This window comes from Variovorax boronicumulans, from assembly GCF_029892485.1.
Lineage (GTDB): Bacteria > Pseudomonadota > Gammaproteobacteria > Burkholderiales > Burkholderiaceae_C > Variovorax > Variovorax boronicumulans_B.
Genome location: NZ_JARXVG010000007.1, coordinates 95,958 through 116,249 on the forward strand (window position 1 = coordinate 95,958; position 20,292 = coordinate 116,249).

At 67.6% G+C, this 20,292-nt stretch carries 15 protein-coding genes; 10 read left to right on the forward strand and 5 right to left on the reverse strand.

Going from position 1 to position 20,292, the window contains the following annotated elements:
• Nucleotides 1-28: 28 nt before the first annotated feature.
• Genes M2282_RS17895 through M2282_RS17905 form a run of 3 tightly spaced genes read right to left on the reverse strand, consistent with a single transcriptional unit; the run spans nt 29 to nt 4,732 of the window.
• Entirely contained in the window at nt 29-961 is a 933-nt protein-coding gene (locus tag M2282_RS17895; RefSeq protein WP_280810126.1) for a dimethyl sulfoxide reductase anchor subunit family protein, read from the reverse strand.
• 4 nt (nt 962-965) lie between these two features.
• Nucleotides 966-1,796, reverse strand: coding sequence for a 4Fe-4S dicluster domain-containing protein (locus tag M2282_RS17900; protein WP_280810127.1), 831 nt, complete (start codon nt 1,794-1,796; stop codon nt 966-968).
• A complete protein-coding gene (locus M2282_RS17905; RefSeq protein WP_280810128.1) occupies nt 1,793-4,732 on the reverse strand; it encodes a molybdopterin oxidoreductase family protein in 2,940 nt (979 codons plus the stop codon). Before M2282_RS17905 ends, M2282_RS17900 begins: the two co-directional genes overlap by 4 nt.
• A gap of 83 nt (nt 4,733-4,815) precedes the next feature.
• Between M2282_RS17905 and M2282_RS17910 the strand changes: the two genes are divergently transcribed.
• Nucleotides 4,816-5,748, forward strand: a complete 933-nt coding sequence (locus tag M2282_RS17910; protein ID WP_280810129.1) for a LysR family transcriptional regulator — start codon at nt 4,816-4,818, stop codon at nt 5,746-5,748.
• Here M2282_RS17910 and M2282_RS17915 read toward each other — a convergent pair.
• Nucleotides 5,745-6,941 carry an acetate/propionate family kinase gene (locus tag M2282_RS17915; protein WP_280810314.1) on the reverse strand — a complete coding sequence of 399 codons (1,197 nt, stop codon included), beginning with the start codon at nt 6,939-6,941 and terminating at the stop codon, nt 5,745-5,747. The genes M2282_RS17910 and M2282_RS17915 overlap by 4 nt on opposite strands.
• On the reverse strand, nt 6,938-8,761 hold the full coding sequence (xsc, locus tag M2282_RS17920; protein ID WP_280810130.1) for a sulfoacetaldehyde acetyltransferase: 1,824 nt from the start codon (nt 8,759-8,761) through the stop codon (nt 6,938-6,940). Before xsc ends, M2282_RS17915 begins: the two co-directional genes overlap by 4 nt.
• Before the next feature lie 158 nt (nt 8,762-8,919).
• Between xsc and M2282_RS17925 the strand changes: the two genes are divergently transcribed.
• The 9 genes from M2282_RS17925 to M2282_RS17965 all read left to right on the forward strand — a co-directional run bounded on the left by M2282_RS17925 (nt 8,920) and on the right by M2282_RS17965 (nt 20,279).
• Nucleotides 8,920-9,750: an IclR family transcriptional regulator gene (locus M2282_RS17925; protein ID WP_280810131.1), complete on the forward strand. Its 831-nt coding sequence runs from the start codon at nt 8,920-8,922 to the stop codon at nt 9,748-9,750.
• Nucleotides 9,751-9,779: 29 nt separating this feature from the next.
• Nucleotides 9,780-10,763, forward strand: coding sequence for an AAA family ATPase (locus tag M2282_RS17930; protein WP_280810132.1), 984 nt, complete (start codon nt 9,780-9,782; stop codon nt 10,761-10,763).
• Entirely contained in the window at nt 10,760-12,499 is a 1,740-nt protein-coding gene (locus tag M2282_RS17935; protein ID WP_280810133.1) for a cobaltochelatase CobT-related protein, read from the forward strand. The genes M2282_RS17930 and M2282_RS17935 overlap by 4 nt, the downstream gene beginning before the upstream one ends.
• Nucleotides 12,500-12,852: 353 nt before the next feature.
• Entirely contained in the window at nt 12,853-13,662 is an 810-nt protein-coding gene (locus M2282_RS17940; RefSeq protein WP_280810134.1) for an IclR family transcriptional regulator, read from the forward strand.
• Complete coding sequence (locus M2282_RS17945) at nt 13,659-14,657, forward strand: tripartite tricarboxylate transporter substrate binding protein (RefSeq protein ID WP_280810135.1); 999 nt, start codon at nt 13,659-13,661, stop codon at nt 14,655-14,657. The genes M2282_RS17940 and M2282_RS17945 overlap by 4 nt, the downstream gene beginning before the upstream one ends.
• 17 nt (nt 14,658-14,674) lie before the next feature.
• Nucleotides 14,675-16,111, forward strand: a complete 1,437-nt coding sequence (gene sauS / locus M2282_RS17950; protein ID WP_280810136.1) for an acylating sulfoacetaldehyde dehydrogenase — start codon at nt 14,675-14,677, stop codon at nt 16,109-16,111.
• Entirely contained in the window at nt 16,108-17,625 is a 1,518-nt protein-coding gene (locus tag M2282_RS17955; RefSeq protein ID WP_280810137.1) for an AMP-binding protein, read from the forward strand. Before sauS ends, M2282_RS17955 begins: the two co-directional genes overlap by 4 nt.
• Nucleotides 17,622-18,419, forward strand: a complete 798-nt coding sequence (locus M2282_RS17960; RefSeq protein WP_280810138.1) for a sulfite exporter TauE/SafE family protein — start codon at nt 17,622-17,624, stop codon at nt 18,417-18,419. Before M2282_RS17955 ends, M2282_RS17960 begins: the two co-directional genes overlap by 4 nt.
• A 249-nt stretch (nt 18,420-18,668) precedes the next feature.
• Nucleotides 18,669-20,279: a carboxypeptidase-like regulatory domain-containing protein gene (locus M2282_RS17965; protein ID WP_280810139.1), complete on the forward strand. Its 1,611-nt coding sequence runs from the start codon at nt 18,669-18,671 to the stop codon at nt 20,277-20,279.
• Nucleotides 20,280-20,292: the final 13 nt, after the last annotated feature.

Consider the following 20,292-nt stretch of genomic DNA (forward strand, 5'->3'; position numbering starts at 1 on the left):
CGCCCGGCCTCGCGCTGAACTACGAAGCCTAGGACACCACCTGGTAGTACAGGTTCTGGGGATGCCTGGCCTGCGCAAAGAAGAACCAGCGCTCGGCCAGCAGCCCCGGCGCTTGCACCAGCACGGCAAGCAGCCACGGCAGCACGGCCGCGCTCGCAAGGCCCCACACCAGCAACAGCGCGGGCAGCGCGAAGGCCAGCAAGAGGAAGCCGAGCTTGATGTTCTTCAACGCAGCCATCGATGCGCCATGAAAGAACTCGCGCGTGTTGAACGAACCGGCCGACATGCCCATCGACTTCTGCACCAGCTTTTCTGCGTGGATGCCGGTGGCCGATTGCAGTGTCGACTTGTGGCGGATGCCGGCGTTGCGCCGCAATGCCTGCCCTCGCGCCGCCCACGCCGCCAGCGTGGCGAGGAGCGCGCACGGCCCGAAGACCTGCACGAAGCGCACCTCGCCGACGACCGCCGCCATCGCGCACGCCAGCACCAGCCCCGACGACAACCCGATCAGCGTGAAGTTGACGATGGTGAGCGGATGCGCCCACTCTTCAATGAAGCGAAGGCATGCATAGATCATCGCGGTGCAGTACCAGAGCGCCGCCGCGCCGAAGAGCACCAGCACCGGCAGCAGCCACGACCACGGCGCGCCTACGCCTAACCGCAGCGACAGCCACCACAGCGCCACGAGCGCGATGAAGCCCGGCAGCACGATCACTTCGCGCGACATCCAGGAAGTTCGCCACATCAGCACCGCACGCCATGCGCGCGTCTTGCGGCCCAGGTGCATGAACGATGCGGCGAGCCCCGCCACGAGCAGCACCTCGGCCACACCCAGTGCGAGCGTCAGGAAGCCCGGGGCGATCGCAATGCCGAACAACGCCGCAAGCGCCAGCGTGAAGACAAGGCCCTGCGCCGCGCCGGCCAACGTGGTGAAGAAAAGAATGGAGAACGCGGGATGCATGCAGTCACCCCTGCGCGTCGGTCGACTGCGTGATGCGGCGTGGCAGGTACTGGTTGGCCGGGTTCGTCTCCCATTCGGGCATCAGCTGGTAGCCGCCACGCTCGCGAATGGCCTTCGACACTTCGGAGTCCGGGTCCTTCACGTCGCCGAAGAGCCGCGCGCCCGTGGGGCAGGCCTTCACACAGGCGGGCTTGCGGTCTTCCTTGGGCAACTGCTCGTCGTAGATGCGGTCGACGCACAGCGTGCACTTGGTCATGACCTGGCGTTCTTCATCGAGCTCGCGCGCGCCGTAGGGGCAGGCCCATGCGCAGTACTTGCAGCCGATGCACTTGTCGTAGTCGACCAGCACGATGCCGTCTTCCTTGCGCTTGTAGCTTGCGCCTGTGGGGCACACGGGCACGCAGGGCGGGTCTTCGCAGTGCAGGCAGCTCTTGGGGAGGTGGATGGTCTCCGTGGCGGGGAAGGCGCCGGCCTCGTAGGTCTGCACGCGGTTGAAGAAGGTGCCGGTGGGGTTGGCGGCATAGGGGCGCTCGTCGGCAAGCGGGCCGGCGCTGCCGGAGGTGTTCCATTGCTTGCAGGAGGTGACGCAGGCGTGGCAGCCTACGCAGACGTTGAGGTCGATGACGAGGGCGAGTTGCTTGGCGAGGGTTTCGCCTGGCTCGGCGCGTTTGGAGGTATTGCTCCCTCCCCTTCCGGGGGAGGGTTGGGGTGGGGGCGGCGGCACCGGAACGCCAGGCCGCGCTTCAATGAAGGCCGCCGTGCCCCCACCCCAACCCTCCCCCGGAAGGGAAGGGAGAGAAGCCGGGGCCATCAAGTCCTTGAGCCACTGCATCATTTCTTACCCCTCCCCGCAAAGTACGTCAACACACTCGCCGCCTTCCCCAGCACCCCGGGCGGACTCGGCATGCTCGCCATCTGCGGGAAAGTCTCTTCAGCCTCCCCCGGTTCAGCCGGCCGTATCCGCACCCGCACGTCGTACCACCCCGCCTGCCCCGTGAGCGGGTCGGAGTTGCTGATGCGCCCGCTCGCCGTGCCTTCGCATGGCAACTCCTCGCTGATCAGGTGGTTGAGCAGGAAGCCCTTGCGCGCCTCGTCCGAACCCGGCGCCAGTTGCCACGCCCCATCGGCCTTACCGATCGCATTCCAGGTCCACACCGTGCCCGGCTCCACCGCCTCGCTGTAGCGCAGCATGCAGCGCACCTTGCCCCACTGGCTTTCGACCCAGCACCAGCCGCCATCCGCGATGCCTGCGGCCTCGGCAGTGACCGGATTCACATGCAGGTAGTTGTGGCTGTGGATCTGCCGCAGCCACGCGTTCTGCGAATCCCACGAGTGGTACATCGCCATCGGCCGCTGCGTCAGCGCGTTGAGCGGATAGGCCTTCAGGTCGGTCGCCTCCTCTTCGAGCGGCGGATACCAGAACGGCAGCGGATCGAAGTATTTCTCGATGCGCTCGCGCAGCGCCTCGGGCGGTTGCCGCCCCGGGCTCTTGCCCTGCGCCGCGAGGCGAAAGCTCTGCAGCGTGTCGGAGTACAGGGCCAGCTGCACCGGGTCGTTGCGCTGGCGCCAGCCCTTGTCCTTCGCGAAATCGAGGTACTCCCGGTTCCAGTTGCGCATGTAGTGCATGGTCTCGGGCATGTGGTACTGGAACACGCAGTTGTTCTGCGCGTAGGCCTCCCACTGCTTCGGGTTGGGCGCGCCGCGCAGGTGCTCGGTGCCGTCCTTGCCGCGCCAGCCCATCAGAAAGCCGATGCCCGGCTGCGGCTCGAAGTTGACGACGAAGTCCGGATAGCCCGTGTACTTGCGCCCACCCTCCGGCGTGGTGAACGCCGGAAACTTCAGCCGCGAAGCCAGCTCGATCAGCACCTCCTGGAACGGCTTGCACTCCCCGGTCGGCGGCACCACCGGCACGCGCACCGAATCGACCGGCCCGTCGAACTCCGAGATAGGCCGGTCTAGCATGCCCATCACGTCGTGCCGCTCCAGGTACGTGGTGTCGGGCAGCACCAGATCGGCGAAGGCCACGGTCTCGCTCTGGAAGGCGTCGCACACCACGAGGAAGGGAATCATGTGCTCGCCCTTCTCGTCCTTGCGGTTGAGCATCTCGCGCACGCCCATGGTGTTCATGCTGGAGTTCCACGCCATGTTGGCCATGAAGATCAGCAGCGTGTCGATGCGATAGGGGTCGCCCTTCACTGCGTTCGTGATCACGTTGTGCATGAGCCCGTGCGCCGACAACGGGTGCTCCCACGAGAACGCATGGTCGATGCGGATCGGCGAACCATCGGGGTTGATCGCCAGCTCTTCCGGGTTGGCCGGAAAGCCCAGCGGCGCGGCGTTGAGCGGCGTGTTCGGCTGGATCATCCCGGGGTCGTTGAATGCGCGGTAGTTCGGCACGATGTGGCGCGGGTACGGCGCCTTGTGCCTGAAACCGCCCGGTGCGTCGATGGTGCCCAGCACGCTCATCAGCACCGCGAGGGCACGCACCGTCTGGAAGCCGTTGGAGTGGGCGGCGAGCCCGCGCATCGCATGGAAGGCCACAGGCCGCGCCTGTGTCGTCGGGTGCTTCTTGCCCCACGCGTCGGTCCACGGAATGGGCAGCTCGAAGGCCTGCTGCAGCGCCGTCTCGCCCATCTCTCGCGCGAGCTTGCGGATGCGCGCCGCATCGATGCCGGTGATGCCTTGCGCCCATTCGGGCGTGCAAAGCGCCACGCGCTCGCGCAGCAACTGGAACGATGGCGCGACGCGCGTGCCGTCGGCCAACGTGTAGTGGCCTTCGAGCGCGGGGTCGCAGCCGTCGGCAATGCCTTCGGGGTACGCGGGCTTCACGCTGCCATCGCCCAAGTCCCACACCAGCTTGTTGTGCGGATTGCGGCCATCACCGGGCGGGCCGCGCTCGGGGTCGAACGCGAAAAGCCCCTCGCGCTCGCAGTCGTCCAGCACCACGAGCTGCGGCGCATTGGTGAAGCGCTTGAGGAACGCATGGTCCACCAGATCGTTGCCGATGAGCTCGTGCAGCAACGCCATGAACAACGCGCCATCGGTGCCGGGCTTGATCGGAATCCACTCGTCCGCAATCGCCGAGTAGCCCGTGCGGATCGGGTTGATCGAGATGAAGCGTCCGCCCGCGCGCTTGAACTTGCTGATCGCGATCTTCATCGGATTGCTGTGGTGGTCTTCGGCCGTGCCGATCATCACGAACAGCTTGGTGCGCTCCAGGTCGGGCCCGCCGAACTCCCAGAAGCTGCCGCCGATGGTGTAGATCATTCCCGCGGCCATGTTCACCGAACAGAAGCCGCCGTGCGCCGCGTAGTTGGGCGTGCCGAACTGGCGTGCGAACAAACCGGTGAGCGCCTGCATCTGGTCGCGCCCCGTGAACAGCGCGAACTTCTTCGGATCGGTCGCGCGAATCTTTGCCAGCCGCTCGGTGAGCATGTCGAAGGCGCGCTCCCAGCTGATGGGCTCGAACTCTCCCGCCCCGCGCTCGCTCCCGGCCTTGCGCAGCAGCGGCTGCGTGATGCGCGCGGGCGACACCTGCTTCATGATCCCCGAGGAGCCCTTGGCGCAGATCACGCCCTGGTTCAGCGGGTGGTTGGGGTTGCCGTCGATGTAGCGAACCTCAGGGCCCTTCTCCCCTTCGCGCAGGTGCACGCGGATGCCGCAGCGGCAGGCGCACATGTAGCAGGTGGTGGTCTTGACCTCGGTGTCCGCCGTGGGCGTCGGCGCCTTGAGCGGATCGTGCACGGGCTCTCGGGAGAGGAAACTGAACACTGGCGGTCCTTTGTTTTCAAGCGGGGGCAACGCCGATGTTAGGGAGCCGTCATCGATCGGAAAAGCGGAGAATATCGCTCACCATGACCGGAAAAACAGATCAGCAAACGCCGCAGCGGCTGCGCCTCAACCTGCGCCAGCTCGAAGTGTTCGTGGCCACGGCGCGCGGCGGCAGCACCCGTGCGGCGGCAGACCGCGTGGCGCGTTCGCAGTCGGCTGCGAGCAGCGCGCTGGCCGACCTGGAGTCGTCCGTGGGCGCGCTGCTGTTCGACCGCATCGGCCGCCGGCTGGTGCTCAACGAGAACGGCCGCGCGCTGCTGCCCAAGGCGCAGGCACTGCTCGACCAGGCGAGCGATGTGCAGGCGCTCTTCAGCGGCGAGCATGCGGCGCCGCTGCGCGTGGCGGCCAGCTTCACCATCGGCGAATACCTGCTGCCCGAGCGCGTGTCGCAATGGACCGCGCTGCATCCGCAGAGCCAGGTGCACCTGCACATCGCGAACACGCGCGACGTGATCGAGGCAGTGGCGGGGTTCGATGTAGATGTCGGCTTCATCGAAGGGCCGCAGACGCACCCTGATCTCGTGGTGCGCGCCTGGCGCGAAGACGAACTCGTCATCGTCGCCGCACCGGGCCATGCGCTCGCGAACCGCATCGCCACGCACCACCAGCTGTCGCAGGCCACGTGGGTTCTGAGAGAGCATGGCTCGGGCACGCGGCAGGTCACCGATGCATGGCTGATCCAGAACCTGGAGCAGGTGCGCGTGGGCTTCGAACTCGGCAGCACCGAGGCGATCAAGCGCGTGGTCGCCTCGGGCACGGGGCTGGCCTGTCTCTCGCGCTACACGGTGGCGCAGGCGCTGGAGGACGGGCATTTGATCGAACTGCGCACGCGGCTGCCGGCGGGCATGCGGCGCCTGGCCACGGTGATGCACCGCGACAAGCTGCTGGGGCGTGCGACCGCCGATTTCCTGCGGCACTGCGGGGCAACTGTGCCGCGCACCCAGGCTGCGCGCTAGGAGGCGATGAGCACCTTCGCGGTGTAACGCGCGATCACCGCCTCTTCGTCGGTACGCAACATCCAGGCGCTCACGGGGCTTTCGGGCGTCGTGAGCCGCGCATGGCCCGCACTGTTTGCGGCCACATCGACATTCACGCCGAGCCAGTCGCATTCCTCGAGGATTCGTTCGCGCAATGCGGCCGCGTTCTCGCCGATGCCACCGGTGAAGATCACCGCATCGACCCCGCGCAGCGCAGCGGCCAGGCTGCCCATGTGCTGCACCACCTGCTCGATGAAATGCGCAATCGCTTCGGCGGCTTCCGGTGCGGCGGAGGCTTCGAGCTCGCGCATGTCGCTCGATACGCCCGAGAGGCCCAGTAGCCCCGATTCACGGAACAGCAGCGTCTCGACCTGCTCCGCAGTCATGCCGCGTGAACGCAAAAGGTACAGCACGACCGCCGCATCGAGGTGCCCGCAGCGCGTGCCCATCGTCAGGCCGTCGAGCGGCGAAAAGCTCATCGTCGTCGCAACCGAACGGCCCTGCGCCATCGCGCACATCGAGGCGCCGTTGCCGAGGTGCGCAACGATCACGCGCTTATCCGCCAACTCCGGTGCGAGGCGCGAGAACTGCGCGACGATCGATTCGTAGGAGAGCCCATGAAACCCGTAGCGCCGTACGCCCGCATCGTGCAAGGCACGCGGCAGCGCGAAGCGGCGGTTGACCTCCGTCTGCGTCGAATGAAAAGCCGTGTCGAAGCACGCCACCTGCGGCACGCCGTCGAAAGCCTTCATCGCGGCGCGCACGCCCGCTAGGTTGTGCGGCTGGTGCAGCGGCGCGAGCGGTTCGAGCGCAGCCAGCTCGGCGAGCACTGAATCGTCGATGCGCACCGGTGCCACGAAGTTCACGCCGCCATGCACGATGCGATGGCCGACCGCCGCGATGCGATCGCCTCCGCCTTGCTGCGCATGCCATTCGAGCAACGCCGCGAGCGCGCCCTGGTGCGAGCGATGGTCGCCATCGAGCAGCGCGTCATGCAGCGTGCGCCCTTCTGCATCGCGCACGCGCAGCCGCGCCTTCAACCCTGTACCGAGCCCATCCGCCTGCCCCGACCAGCGTGCAGCCGGCAGCGCATCGCCTCCACCAGCGGCATCGAACAACGCGACCTTGATCGACGAAGACCCGGCGTTCAGCGTGAGCAGCGATTCGGTCAGACGTAGTCCTTGTATTTGTCCAGGAAGCGCACCGGCTTCGACAGCGCATCGCGGCGGAACGGGTCGCCCAGCTCGCGGGTGCACATGATCTCGATCACGCAGGTCTTGCCTTCGTTCATCTGCATGTCGATGGCCTTCTTGAGCGCGGGGCCCACGTCTTCGAGCTTGTCGACCACGATGCCTTCTGCGCCCATCGCCTTGGCGATGCCCGCGAAGCTCTCGCTCTCGAGTTCGCCCGCAACGAAGCGGCGATTGTAGAAATCGACCTGGTTCTTCTTCTCCGCGCCCCATTGGCGGTTGTGGAAGACCACGGCGGTCACCGGAATGTCGTGGCGCACGGCCGTCATGATTTCCGACATGCTCATGCCCCAGGCGCCGTCGCCCGCATAGGCCACGGCCGGGCGATCGGGCGCGGCGCACTTGGCGCCGATCATGGTGGGCAGCGAGTAGCCGCAGTTGCCGAAGCTCATCGGCGCGAAGAAGCTGCGCGGCTCCTCGAAGCGCAGGTAGCTGTTGGCAATGGCGTTGATGTTGCCGATGTCGGTGGAGACCATCACGCGCGGCGGCATGGCCTTCTCCAGCTCGCGCAGCACCTGGCGCGGATGCAGGTAGCTGCCGCCGGTGGGAGTCTTCTCACCCTTGGCTTCCTCGATGGCGTCGAGGCTGTACGGGTCGCGCTCGTGGGTCCACTCGTCGAGCTCTTTTTCCCACGCGGCCTTCTCGGCCTTGATCTTCTCGGCGCGCTCGGCCTTGCTCGCATCGCAGGCGAGTGTTTTGCCTTGCAGGCGCTTGAGCAGTTCCTTGGCAGTAGCCTTCGCATCGCCGTGGATGCCGACGGTGATCTTCTTCACCAGCCCGAGGTTGGTGTGGTCGGCCTCGACCTGGATGATCTTCGCGTCCTTGGGCCAGTAGTCCATGCCGTGCTGCGGCAGCGTGCCGAAGGGGCCCATGCGCGAACCCAGCGCGAGCACCACGTCGGCTTGCGCGATGAGCTTCATCGCAGCCTTCGAGCCCTGGTAGCCGAGCGGACCGGCGGCAAGCGGATGGCTCGCGGGGAAGGAGTCGTTGCGCAGGTACCCGTTCGCGACAGGCGCGCCCAGTCGCTCGGCCAGCGCCTTGCATTCTTCGACCGCATCGCCCATCACCACGCCGCCGCCCGAGAGGATCACCGGGAACTTGGCCGAAGCCAGCAGTTCGACCGCCGCGTTCAGGCTGTTCTCGCCGCCCGCGCCGCGCTCCACGCGCATCGGCTTCGGGATCTCGACCGTGATCTCGCCGTAGAAGTAATCGCGCGGAATGTTGAGTTGCGTCGGGCCCATCTCCGAGATGGCGCGGTCGAAGCAGCGCGCCGTGTACTCGGCCATGCGCTTGGGGTTGTTCACATGGCCCTGGTACTTGGTGAACTCCTGGAACATCGGCAGCTGGTTGGCCTCCTGGAAACCGCCCAGGCCCATGCCCATGGTGCCGGTCTCGGGCGTGATCATCACGACCGGGCTGTGCGCCCAGTAGGCGGCCGCGATGGCGGTCACGCAGTTGCTGATGCCGGGGCCGTTCTGCCCGATCACGAGGCCGTGGCGGCCCGACACGCGCGCATAGCCGTCGGCCATGTGCGCGCCGCCCTGCTCGTGCACCACCGGAATCAGGCGGATGCCGGCGGGCGCGAAGATGTCCATCGCGTCCATGAAGGCCGAGCCCATGATGCCGAAGATGTCGGTCACGCCGTTGGCGACCATGGTCTCGACGAAGGCCTCGGAAGGCGTCATCTTCTGCACGCCGGTGACGGCTTCGCGGGCGGGGGCGGCGGGTTTCTTCTGGCTCATGGAAGGCGTCTCCTGAAAGATGGGGCGGTCGGTCGTGTATCGAAAGTCGGAACCGCTTGTTCCGAAATTCATTCCGGCGGAATATAGGACGGCAGCGCTGTCGCGTCAAACAATTTACAAAAATCGGTACGTCTTGTCTTGTTTTTTGTAAAACAACTATGATCCGCCGCATGAAGATCGTCAAAGGCCTCACGCCTGAAGCCGCCGAACCAGCGAGCGACACGCCCACCATGCGCCTCTTCGGCCTGCTCGAAATCATGGCCGCCAAGGACAAGCGCTACTCCCTGCAGGGCCTGGTCGAGGAAACCGGCCTGCCCAAGCCCACCCTGCACCGCATGCTGCAGCAGCTCGAAGGCGCGGGGCTGCTGCAACGCGAAGGCGACGGGCGCCACTACGGCATCGGCACGCGGCTGCGGCGGCTGTCGGAGAACCTGCTCTTCAACGACAGCCTGCACGGTGCGCGCCATACGGTGCTGCGTCAACTGGTGGAAGAAATCGGCGAGAGCTGCAACCTCACCTCGCTGTCGGGCAGCGAGGTCGTGTACCTCGACCGCGTGGAGACCGCCGCGCCGCTGCGCTTCTACCTGCATCCGGGTTCGCGCGTGCCGGTGCATTGCTCGGCCAGCGGCAAGATCTTTCTGTCGCAGATGAGCGCAGCGCAGCGGCGCCGGCTGCTCTCCAACGCGCCGCTGGAGCCATACACGCCCAAGACGCTGACCGACCCCGAAGCCCTCGAAAAGGAAGTGCAGCGCGTGCGCAAGGACGGCTTCGCGATCGACAACGAAGAGTTCCTGCCCGGCCTTCTGTGCATCGCCGCGCTGGTGCCTTCGGGCGACGAGGCGCCATCGAACCTCTGCATCGCGGTGCAGGCGCCGATCATGCGGCTCGATGCAGCGAAGGCGAAGACGCTGCTGCCCGCGCTGCAACGCGCCGCACTCGCGTTGAGCCGCATCGACACCGACGCGGGCAGCGACCGCGCGACGGCCTGATCCCTCAGTTCTTTTTCGAAAGCCCCACCGTGACCGATACCGCAGACCTGCGACCCGACCGGATGCTCAGCGTGCGCGAGGTGTTCGGCATCGACACCGACCTGCAGGTGCCCGCCTTCACCGAACGCGACGACCACGTGCCCGAGGTCGATGCGGTCTACCGCTTCAACCCCGACGTGACGCTCGCGATCCTTGCGGGCTTCACGCGCGACCGCCGCGTGATGGTGCAGGGCCTGCACGGCACCGGCAAGTCGACCCACATCGAGCAGGTGGCCGCGCGCCTGAACTGGCCCTGCGTGCGCCTTAACCTCGACGGCCACATCAGCCGGCTCGACCTCGTGGGCAAGGACGCGGTGGTGCTGCGCGAAGGAAAACAGGTCACCGAGTTCCAGGAAGGCATCGTGCCCTGGTCGCTGCAACGGCCCGTGGCATTGATCTTCGACGAGTACGACGCGGGCCGGCCCGACGTGATGTTCGTCATCCAACGCATCCTGGAGCGCGACGGCAAGTTCACGCTGATGGACCAGAACAAGGTGCTGCGGCCGCACCCGTTCTTTCGCCTGTTCGCCACCGCCAACACGGTGGGCCTGGGCAACCTCAATGGCCTGTACCACGGCGCGCAGCGGCTCAACCATGCGCAGATCGACCGATGGAACATCGTCGCCTCGCTCAACTACCTGCCGGCCGATGAAGAGATCGCGATCGTGCAGGCGCGCGTGCCGTCGCTGGCCGACGATGCGGGCCGCAAGCTCGTCGCATCGATGGTGGCCGTGGCCGACCTCACGCGCAAGGGATTCGCGGCGGGCGACCTCTCGACGCTGATGTCACCGCGCACCGTCATCACCTGGGCCGAGAACCTCGAGATCTTCAAGGACCCGGCGCTGGCGTTTCGCCTCTCCTTCGTCAACAAGTGCGACGACGCCGAGCGGCCCTTGGTGGCGGAATACTTCCAGCGCTGCTTCGACCAGGAATTGAAGGAGTCGCACCAGCTGTCGTCGGGCTCGCACGAATGACCGACGCGCCTGCCTCCGCCAGCGCGATGCAGCGCCGCGTGCGGCAGGAGGAGCAGGTCGCCGAACTCTGCGCAGGCGTGGTGCGGGCCTTCAGCGGCGAGCGCGACCTGCACTTTCGCGGCAAGCGCCTGCACCGTGGGCGCGTGGCGCTGCCGTGGTTCTCGCCGCACCTGCATCCCTCGGCAGACACCGACGATTTCGCCTCGTTCCGCGGCGTGGCCGACGGACTCGCGTTGCGGCTCACCGCGTCCGATGCGGCATTGCATGAAAGCCTTCGCCCCGAAGAGCCCGTCGAACGCATGCTGTTCGAAATGCTCGAGCAGTTCCGCGTCGAAGCGCTCGCGCCCGCGGTCATGGCAGGGATGCGCCACAACCTGCGGCACCGCCACGAACAGTGGTCGCTGGCCTTCCATCATTCGGGTCTGACCGACACTGCGCGCGGCCTGCTGCTCTATGCCGTCGCGCAGATCTGCCGCGCCCGCGTCAGCGGCCAGCAGGTGGTGGAAGAAACCGAGGACATGCTCGAAGCCACGCGCTTCCACCTCGCCCCGCTCATCGGCCACGCCCTTGCGGGCCTGCGCCGCGACCGTGCGGACCAGTCGGCCTATGCCGTGCACGCCCTCGCCATCGCCCGCACCGTTGCCGCGATGCTGCACGAGGCCGGCGAAGAAGGCAGCGACGCGCGCGACCCGCACGTGGACGACAAGCGCAGCGTGTTCATGCTCGTCGCCGACATGGACCGCGAGATCATCGAGCGCTTCACCACCGCCGAGTCGGGCCGCAGCGCCGTGCTCGAAGGCGCAGGCGGCACCTACCGCGTCTTCACCACCGCCTACGACCGCGAGCACGACGCCGCCACGCTCGCGCGCAAGGAAGTGCTCGCCGGCCATCGCGAAAAACTCGACCGCCGCATCGCGGCACAGGGCGTGAACATCGCCCGCCTCGCCCGCGAGCTGCGCGCCCTGCTGGCCGACCCCGCGCGCGACGGCTGGGACGGCGGGCAGGAGGAAGGCCTCATCGACGGCCGCCGCCTCGCGCAGCTCGTGGCCTCGCCGACCGAGCGCCGCCTGTTCCGCACCGAGCGCATGGAGCCCGTGGCCGACTGCATGGTGAGCTTTCTCATCGACTGCTCGGGCTCGATGAAGGAGCACGCCGAGTCGGTCACGATGATGGCCGACGTGTTCGCGCGCGCGCTCGAACAGGCCGGCGTGACCAGCGAGGTGCTCGGCTTCACCACCGGCGCCTGGACCGGTGGGCGACCGCAGCGCGAGTGGGTGCGCGCGGGCAAGCCGCTCCACCCGGGCCGCCTCAACGAGCGCAGCCACATCGTCTTCAAGGCCGCGGCCACGCCATGGCGCCGCGCGCGCCCCGCGATGGCGTCGCTGCTGAAGGCCGACCTGTTCCGCGAAGGCATCGACGGCGAAGCGATCGACTGGGCCTGCCTTCGGCTGCGCCAGCGTCCCGAGGCGCGCAAGCTGCTGCTCGTGATTTCCGATGGCTCGCCGATGGACAGCGCCACCCACCTCGCGAACGACGCGCACTACCTGGACCACCACCTGCGCGACGTGGTCGCACGCCAGGAGCAGCGCGGCGACATCGAGATCGCCGGCATCGGCGTCGGGCTCGACCTGAGCCCGTACTACAGCCGCAGCCACGTGCTCGGCTTGTCCACCTCCACGGGCAACACGATTTTTCGCGAGGTGGTCGAGCTGATGGCTGGGCGCCATCGGCGGTGAGGGCTGCTGTTCGGGGCGGCGATCACGCCGACGGGGTGCCTTGCTCCGCGAATGTCCTCCGCCCTTCGGGCTCCCCCTTGATTTCGCTGCGCAAGGCACCCCATCGGCGTGCTCGTTTTCAGAGCGGTAGTTGATCGGCCATACACCAACAGCGCGTCCAAGTGCGCAGGGCGTCGGGTACTCCCCGCAGCGAAATCAAGGAGGAGGCGAAGCCGGGGGACATTCGCGGAGGGGAGTACCCGGCGGCCTGCGCACCTGCCCCGAAAAGATTGACAAACCAACCCACCCCTCCGTACATTGCGTTTCACATCCGAGAACGTTGTTCCGATATTTAGAACACAACAAAAGATCTCATGGATTCCACGCTAGCCAAGGGCCTGGCCGCCATCGAATGGATGACGCGGCAACAACGCGACTGCCGCGTCACCGATCTGGCCCAGGCCTTCGGCATGGCGCGCAGCAATGCCCACCGCACGCTGCAGACGCTGGTGGAATGCGGCTGGGCCGTGCAAGACCCCAACACCAGCGCCTACCGGCCGAGCCTGCGCCTCTTCGAACTGGGCACGCTGGTCTCCGAAGCCACCGACATCGGCTCGCTGCTGCGGCCGCACCTGGCCCTGCTGGCGCAACAGACGGGCGAGACCATTCACCTTGCAGTGCTCGACGGCGCCGAGATCGTCTACCTCGACAAGTTCGACAGCCCCTTGCCGGTCGCCGCCTACTCCCGCATCGGCGGCCGCGCGGCGGCCTATTGCGTGGCCTCGGGCAAGGCGCTGCTCGCAGCTGCCGCGACCGACGTGCCCGCGCTGCACAAGCGCCTCGGCACGCTGGTCGCGCACACCAAAAGCAGCATCACCGATTTCGATGCCCTCCTCCTCGAACTGGAACGCACACGCGCCCGCGGCTACGCAGAGAACCGCGAGGAATGGCGCCTGGGCGTCTGCGGCCTCGGCGTGCCGGTGTTCGATGCACGCGGCCAGGCGGTCGCGGCAGTCGGCATGAGCGTGCCCTCGATCCGCTTCACGCGGACCCAGGCGCGTGGCCTGGCCGATCGCCTCATGGCCTGCGCACGCGACGCGAGCGTGACGCTGGGCTACCGGGCAAGCCCGGCGCCCGCGACACCGCTGCCGACATCCACCACAAAGAGAAGGAGACTCGAATGACCCTGTTCCTCGCCCCCTGGCTGCGCGCCGGGCTGCTGGCCATCTCAACGCTCGCAACGCTTGCGGCGCCCTTCGCCGCGCAGGCGCAGAACGGCAGCGACTACCCGAACAAGCCGATCCGCCTCGTCGTACCCTACCCGCCCGGCGGCGGCACCGACGTGATCGCGCGCATCGTGCAGGAGCGCTTCTCCACCCTGCTGGGCCAGCAGGTGCTCATCGACAACCGCGGCGGCGCGGCCGGCTCCATCGGCACCGAGGTCGTGGCCAAGTCGGCGCCCGACGGCTACACGGTGCTGTTTACGCTCTCCTCGCACACCATCAATCCGGCCATCTACACCAAGCTGAGCTTCGACACCGCGAAAGACTTCGCGCCGGTCGGCCTGGTCGCTTCGCTGCCGCAGATCCTGGTGGCCAACAACCAGTTCGCGCCGAACACCGTGGCCGAACTCGTCGCGCTGGCCAAGGCGAAGCCCGACAGCGTCTCCTTTGCCTCGGTAGGCAACGGCTCGCCCGGGCACTTGGCGGGCGAGCTGCTCAAGCTGCGCACCGGCACGCAGATGACGCACATCCCCTACCGCGGCGGCGGCCCGGCCGTGACCGACGTGATGGGTGGGCAGGTGCCGCTGCTGTGGGTGTCGATTCCCGCGGCCGCACAGTTCGTCAAGGCCGGCAAGCTCAAGGCGCTCGCGGTCTCGACCACCAAGCGCAGCGCGGCCTTCCCCGACGTGCCGACGATGCAGGAGGCGGGCATTCCCGACTTCGATGTCGACTCGTGGTACGCCGTGTTCGTGCCCGCGAAAACGCCGCAGCTCGTCATCGACAGGCTCAACCGCGTGATCAACACGGTGGTGAAGGAGCCCGAGATTCGCGAGAAGCTGCTGGCGCAGGGCAGCGAAGGCGTCGGCGGCACGCCTGAACAACTGGGCAAGGTCGTGACGACCGAACTCGTGCGCTGGCAAAAGCTGGCCAAGGAAGCCAACATCAAGGTCGATTGATCGACACGGACAGATCCATGGAACATTCAACCCCCTCTTCCCCCATCGCCGAGCTCGTGGCGCGCGCCCGCGCCGCGCAGCGCATCTACGAAACCTGGTCGCAGGAACAGGTCGACACCGCCGTGGTCGCGGCCGGCTGGGCCATCATCGAGCCGGCGCGCAACCGCGAGCTGGCCGAGCTGGCCGTGGCCGACACCGGCGTGGGCAACGTCGAGGACAAGGTCCGCAAGAACCATCGCAAGACCTTCGGCCTGCTGCGCGACCTGCACGGTGCGCGCTCGGTCGGCGTGATCGGCGAAGACCCGGCACGCGGCATCGTCGAGATTGCGCGGCCCGTGGGTGTGGTCTGCGCGGTCACGCCCTCGACCAACCCGGGCGCGACGCCGGCCAACAAGATCATCAATGCGCTCAAGGGGCGCAACGCGGTCATCGTCGCGCCCTCGCCCAAGGGCTGGTCGACGGCGGCGCGGCTCATCGGGTTCATCCATGCGGAGTTCGACCGCATCGGCGCACCGCGCGACCTGGTGCAGCTGCTGCCGATGCCCATCAACAAGCAGGCGACGGCCGAGCTGATGCGCCTGTGCGACCTCGTGGTGGCGACCGGCTCGCAGGCCAACGTGCGTGCCGCCTATGCGAGCGGCACGCCGGCCTTCGGCGTGGGCGCGGGCAATGTGGCGGGCATCGTCGATGAAACGGCCGACGTGAACGCGGCGGCCGAGCGTATCGTGCGCTCCAAGACCTTCGACAACGCGACCAGCTGCTCGTCGGAAAACAGCCTGGTGATCGTCGATGCGGTGCGCGCATCGATGCTCGCGGCCCTCAAGGACCGCGGCGCCGTGATGCTCGCCGCTACGCAGAAGGCCACGCTGCAATCGCTGATGTGGCCTGAGGGCAAGCTCTCGGCCGCCGTCATCGGCCAATCGGCCCGCACGATCGCGGAGCGCGCGGCGGAGGTAGCCGGCGCCAACCGCGAAGGCTGGCTCGCCATTGCAGCGACCGACCCGCGCATCCTCATGGTGGCCGAAGACGGCGTGGGCCACGACCATCCGTTCTCGGGCGAGAAACTGAGCCCCGTGCTCGCCATCTACGCCGCGCGCGATTTCGAAGAAGCCGCGGCCACGGTCGAGCGCATCTATGCCTACGAAGGCGCGGGCCACTCGGTCGGCCTGCACAGCGCCGTGCCCGAACGCGCGCTCACCCTCGGCCTCACGCTGCCGGTGTCGCGTGTCATCGTCGACCAGGCGCACTGCATCGCCACGGGCGGCAGCTTCGACAACGGCCTGCCCTTCTCGCTCTCGATGGGCTGCGGCACCTGGGGCAAGAACAATTTTTCCGACAACATGAACTACCGGCACTACCTGAACATCACGCGCGTGTCGCGGCCGATTCCGGAGAAGGTGCCGAGCGAGGAAGATATCTTCGGCGCGTACTTCGCCAGGCACGGCGCGAAATGAGCGGCGCCGCGGCCTCCACGGTGCGTGCGCTGGTCGAGCGGCAGGCGGTGCGCCAGCCACACGCGGTGTACGCACGCGCCACCGAGAGCGATCGCCACATCACCTATGGCGAACTCGCGCGCGGCTGCCGGCGCGTGGCTGCCGTGCTTGCGCAGCACGGCGCAAAGCCCGGCGAGACGATCTCCGTGGTCATGCCCAACGGCCTGCAGACGCTGCGCCTGCTGCTGGGCGCGATGCACGCGGGCTACTGCGTGAACCCGGTCAACCTGCTGTCGCAGCCGGAGCAGATGCGCTACGTGCTCACGCACTCCGATTGCCGCCTGGTCTGCGTAGCGCCCGAATGGGAGGCGCGCGTACGCGAGATGGTGCAAGGCTTCGACCGGCCCGTGACGGTGATGGTGGTCGATCCGGAAGCCGAGTCCTTGCCCGGAGAAGCGGAGGCTCCCGACACGGCCCCACCCGCCCCCGACGCCGTCGCGCTGCTGATGTACACCTCCGGCACCACCGGCATGCCCAAGGGCGTGATGCTTTCGCAGCGCAACCTCGCAGCCAACGCGCACGCCATCAGCGCCGAGCATGCACTGCAGCCCGCGGACCGCGTGCTCGCGGTGCTGCCGCTCTATCACATCAACGCCTTCGCGATGACCATGCTCGCGCCGCTCGCGCACGGCGGCAGCCTCGCGATGCCGCCGAAGTTCTCGGCCGGCCGCTTCTGGGAGCAAGCCACCAGGACGCAGTGCAGCTGGATCAACGTGGTGCCGACCATGATCTCGTACCTGCTCGAAGGCCCTAAGCCGCCGCTCGCGCAGACGCTGGCGATCCGCTTCTGCCGCTCGGCCTCGGCGGCGCTCCCGCCCGAGCACCACCGCGCGTTCGAGCAGATGTTCGGCATCGGCATCGTCGAGACCATGGGCCTTACCGAGACTGCGGCGCCTTCGTTCTCCAACCCGATGGATCCGGCCGCGCGCAAGCTCGGCTCGGTCGGCCGCGCCTCGGGCTGCATGGCCGGCGTGGTCGATGCACAGCTTGCGGCCGTGCCCGACGGCACGACTGGCGAGCTCGTGATCCGCGGGCCGAACGTGATGCTCGGCTACTACAAGAACGAAGAAGCCACGCGAGCGAGCTTCACGCCCGACGGATGGCTGCGCACAGGCGACCTCGGCCACCGCGACGAGGACGGCTTCTTCTTCGTCACCGGCCGCATCAAGGAGCTGATCATCAAGGGCGGCGAGAACATCGCGCCGCGCGAGATCGACGAGGCATTGCTGCAGCACCCCGCCGTGCTCGAAGCCGCCGCGGTCGGCGTGCCCGACAAGCACTACGGCCAGGAGATCGGCGTGTGCATCGTGCTGCGCGAAGGCCGCACCTGCACCGAGGACGATTTGCGCGCCTTCAGCGCCACCGCGCTAGGCCGCTACAAGGCGCCGGGCCACTACCGCTTCGTCACCGACCTGCCGCGCGGGCCTTCGGGCAAGGTGCAGCGCCTGAAGCTGCTGCCGCTCTTCGAGGCATGACGGCGGCCGAACTGCTGGTTCCGCCGATTGCGCCGGTGTTGCTCGCCTACAGCCTCTGCGTGGTGTTCGCGGCGGACATCGTGCGTGGCTTCGCGGGCTTTGGCTTCTCTGCCATCACGGTGGCGGGCATGTCGCTGGTGGTGTCGCCCGCGCTCGTGGTGCCGGCCATCTTCATGCTCGAGATCCTCGCGAGCCTGAGCCAGCTGCGCGGCATTGCGCGCGATGTCGACATGCCCTGGCTCAGTTGGCTGATGGTGGGCAACCTGATCTGCATCCCCCTTGGCGTGGCGCTGCTCGCGTGGCTGCCCGAGACACCGCTGCGCCTTCTGATCGGCGCACTGCTAATGGCCGCTGCGTTGCTGCTGCGCGGCGGCGCGCACGTCACGCTCGTGCCCACGCGCGGCGTGCGGCTCGCGGCGGGGCTGGCCTCGGGTTTCATCAATGGCGTGGCGGCCATCGGCGGCATCGCCATCGCGGTGCTGCTGAGCACTGCGAAGATGGTGCCCGCTGTGCTGCGCGCCACACTGATTGCGCTGCTCTTGTTCAGCGATGTGGTGTCGCTGATCTCTGCTGCGCTCATGCCGTCTTCCTCGAATGCGTCGGGCAGCCTGCTCGGGCCCGACACGCTCAAGTGGGCCCTGTGGCTCGCGCCGGCGATGCTGGCGGGCATCTGGTGGGGGCAGCGCTCGTTCAAGGGCGTGTCGCCCGAGCAGTTCAGGAAGCACGTGCTGAACCTGCTGATCGCGCTGGCCACCGTGAGCGTGCTGCGCTCGCTCTTCAGCCTGCTGGCCTGACGCGCGGCGGCGTGGGCCCGCCCTCATGGGCCCTCGCGAGCCGCTGCTCGCATCCGGGGTGACTTTCGGCACGTGTCTTCTGCACCTGCCTTTTCTCACGTGCCTTTTCTCACGTGCCTTTTGACATGTGCCCTTCGGCACTGGCGGCACGGGCCCGTGCTCCGCACCATCGGGCGGCCCTGCCGGCTGGCGATTCAGCCTGCGACACGGCTTCAAGAATCGTTCATCCAAAGAGAGAGGGGAATCACCATGAAATTCAAATTGCTGCTGGCCGCGACATTCGTCGCCGTGGCCGCCGTTGCATGCGGAGGAGGCGACGGCGGATCGAATCCGTTCTACGGGTATCAGGTTCCGCCCCCTCCCCCGCCGCCGCCACCACCTCCGCCTCCGCCCCCCGAAGAGCAGAAGGCCAAGGTCACAGGCCGCGTCACCAACGCACTGAACGGCGAAGGCGTCGCGCAGGTCACGGTCAGCACCGGTTCGTCTTCCACGGTCACCGCCGACGACGGCAGCTACAGCCTCGGCGAGATCACGCCCGCCAGCTCGGTGCTGCTGAGCTTCACCAAGGCCGGCATGGTGCCGCAGAGCCGCGCCACCACCGCGCTGTCGGGCTCGGGTGCCTCGACCGTCATCAACATCCCGATGCTGCCGGTGGCGGTCACGGTGAACTTCGATCCGCAGGCCGCGTACGACGTCGTCGTGCCCGGCTCCACCGCCATGGTCCGGCTGCGCGCGAACTCGCTGCGCCGCGCCGACGGCAGCGCCCCCACCGGCCCGGCGACCGCGCGCGTCACGCCCATCGCACCCGCGAACGACATCAACGTGATGCCCGGCAACTACCTCGCGGGAACGGACGGCGGCAGCGCATCCATCGAGAGCTTCGGCGCCCTGGATGCCAGCTTCGTCGATGCCGACGGCGCACCGCTGAACCTCGCGGCCGGCACGGACGCCACGGTGCGCATCGCGCCCTCGTCGCGCGCCGATGCGCTGCCGGCGAGCGTGCCGCTCTTCCACTACAACACCACCACCGGCCTCTGGGTGCAGGAAGGCTCGGCCACGCTGCAGGGCACGGCGCCCTTGCAGTACTACGAAGGCACCGTCACCCACTTCACGACCTGGAACGCGGACCAGATCTACAACACCGTGCGCATCAATGGCTGCGTGCAGAACGCGGCCGGCGAGCGGGTGGGCGGCGCACTGGTCGCAAGCGAAGGCAAGACCTACACCGGCCTGGCCACCGCCCTGACCAATGCGAACGGCGAGTTCTCGGTGGCGGTGAAGCGCGCGAGCGGGGCCTACGTCATCGCCAGCACCGCGACCGAAGTCTCCAACGCGCCCACGGTGACCGTCGGTGACCAAGACGTCACGCTGGATGCCTGCCTGACGCTCACGCGCTCGGCCGTGTCGGTCAAGCTGACCTGGGGAGCGCGCCCTCTGGACCTGGATTCGTACACCTTCGGCGCGAACGCCGACGAGCTGGTGTATTACGAGCACAAGGGTTCGCTCACCGAGGCGCCGTTCATCGGCCTCGATGTGGACGATCAGTTCAGCTTCGGCCCCGAAGTCACCACGTTCGCGAAACTCGCGAAGAACCGCACTTACCGGTTCGTCGTCCACAACTATTCCGATACCTTCGATCCCGGCCAGACGGGCTCTCCGGCGCGGATAGAGGTGGCCAACCGCGGCGTGCAATCGATCTTCGCCCCGCCGGCCGGCGAGACCTCGTCGACGCGGATCTGGCATGTGTTCGACATGACCACCGACGCGAATTGCCAGGCGACCATCGTCCCCGTGCAGCAGTTCCTGGCCGACCCGCCTGCGCCGATCAATACCGACAACGACGCGCAGTACTGCAATTAGCAAAGGCGCATGG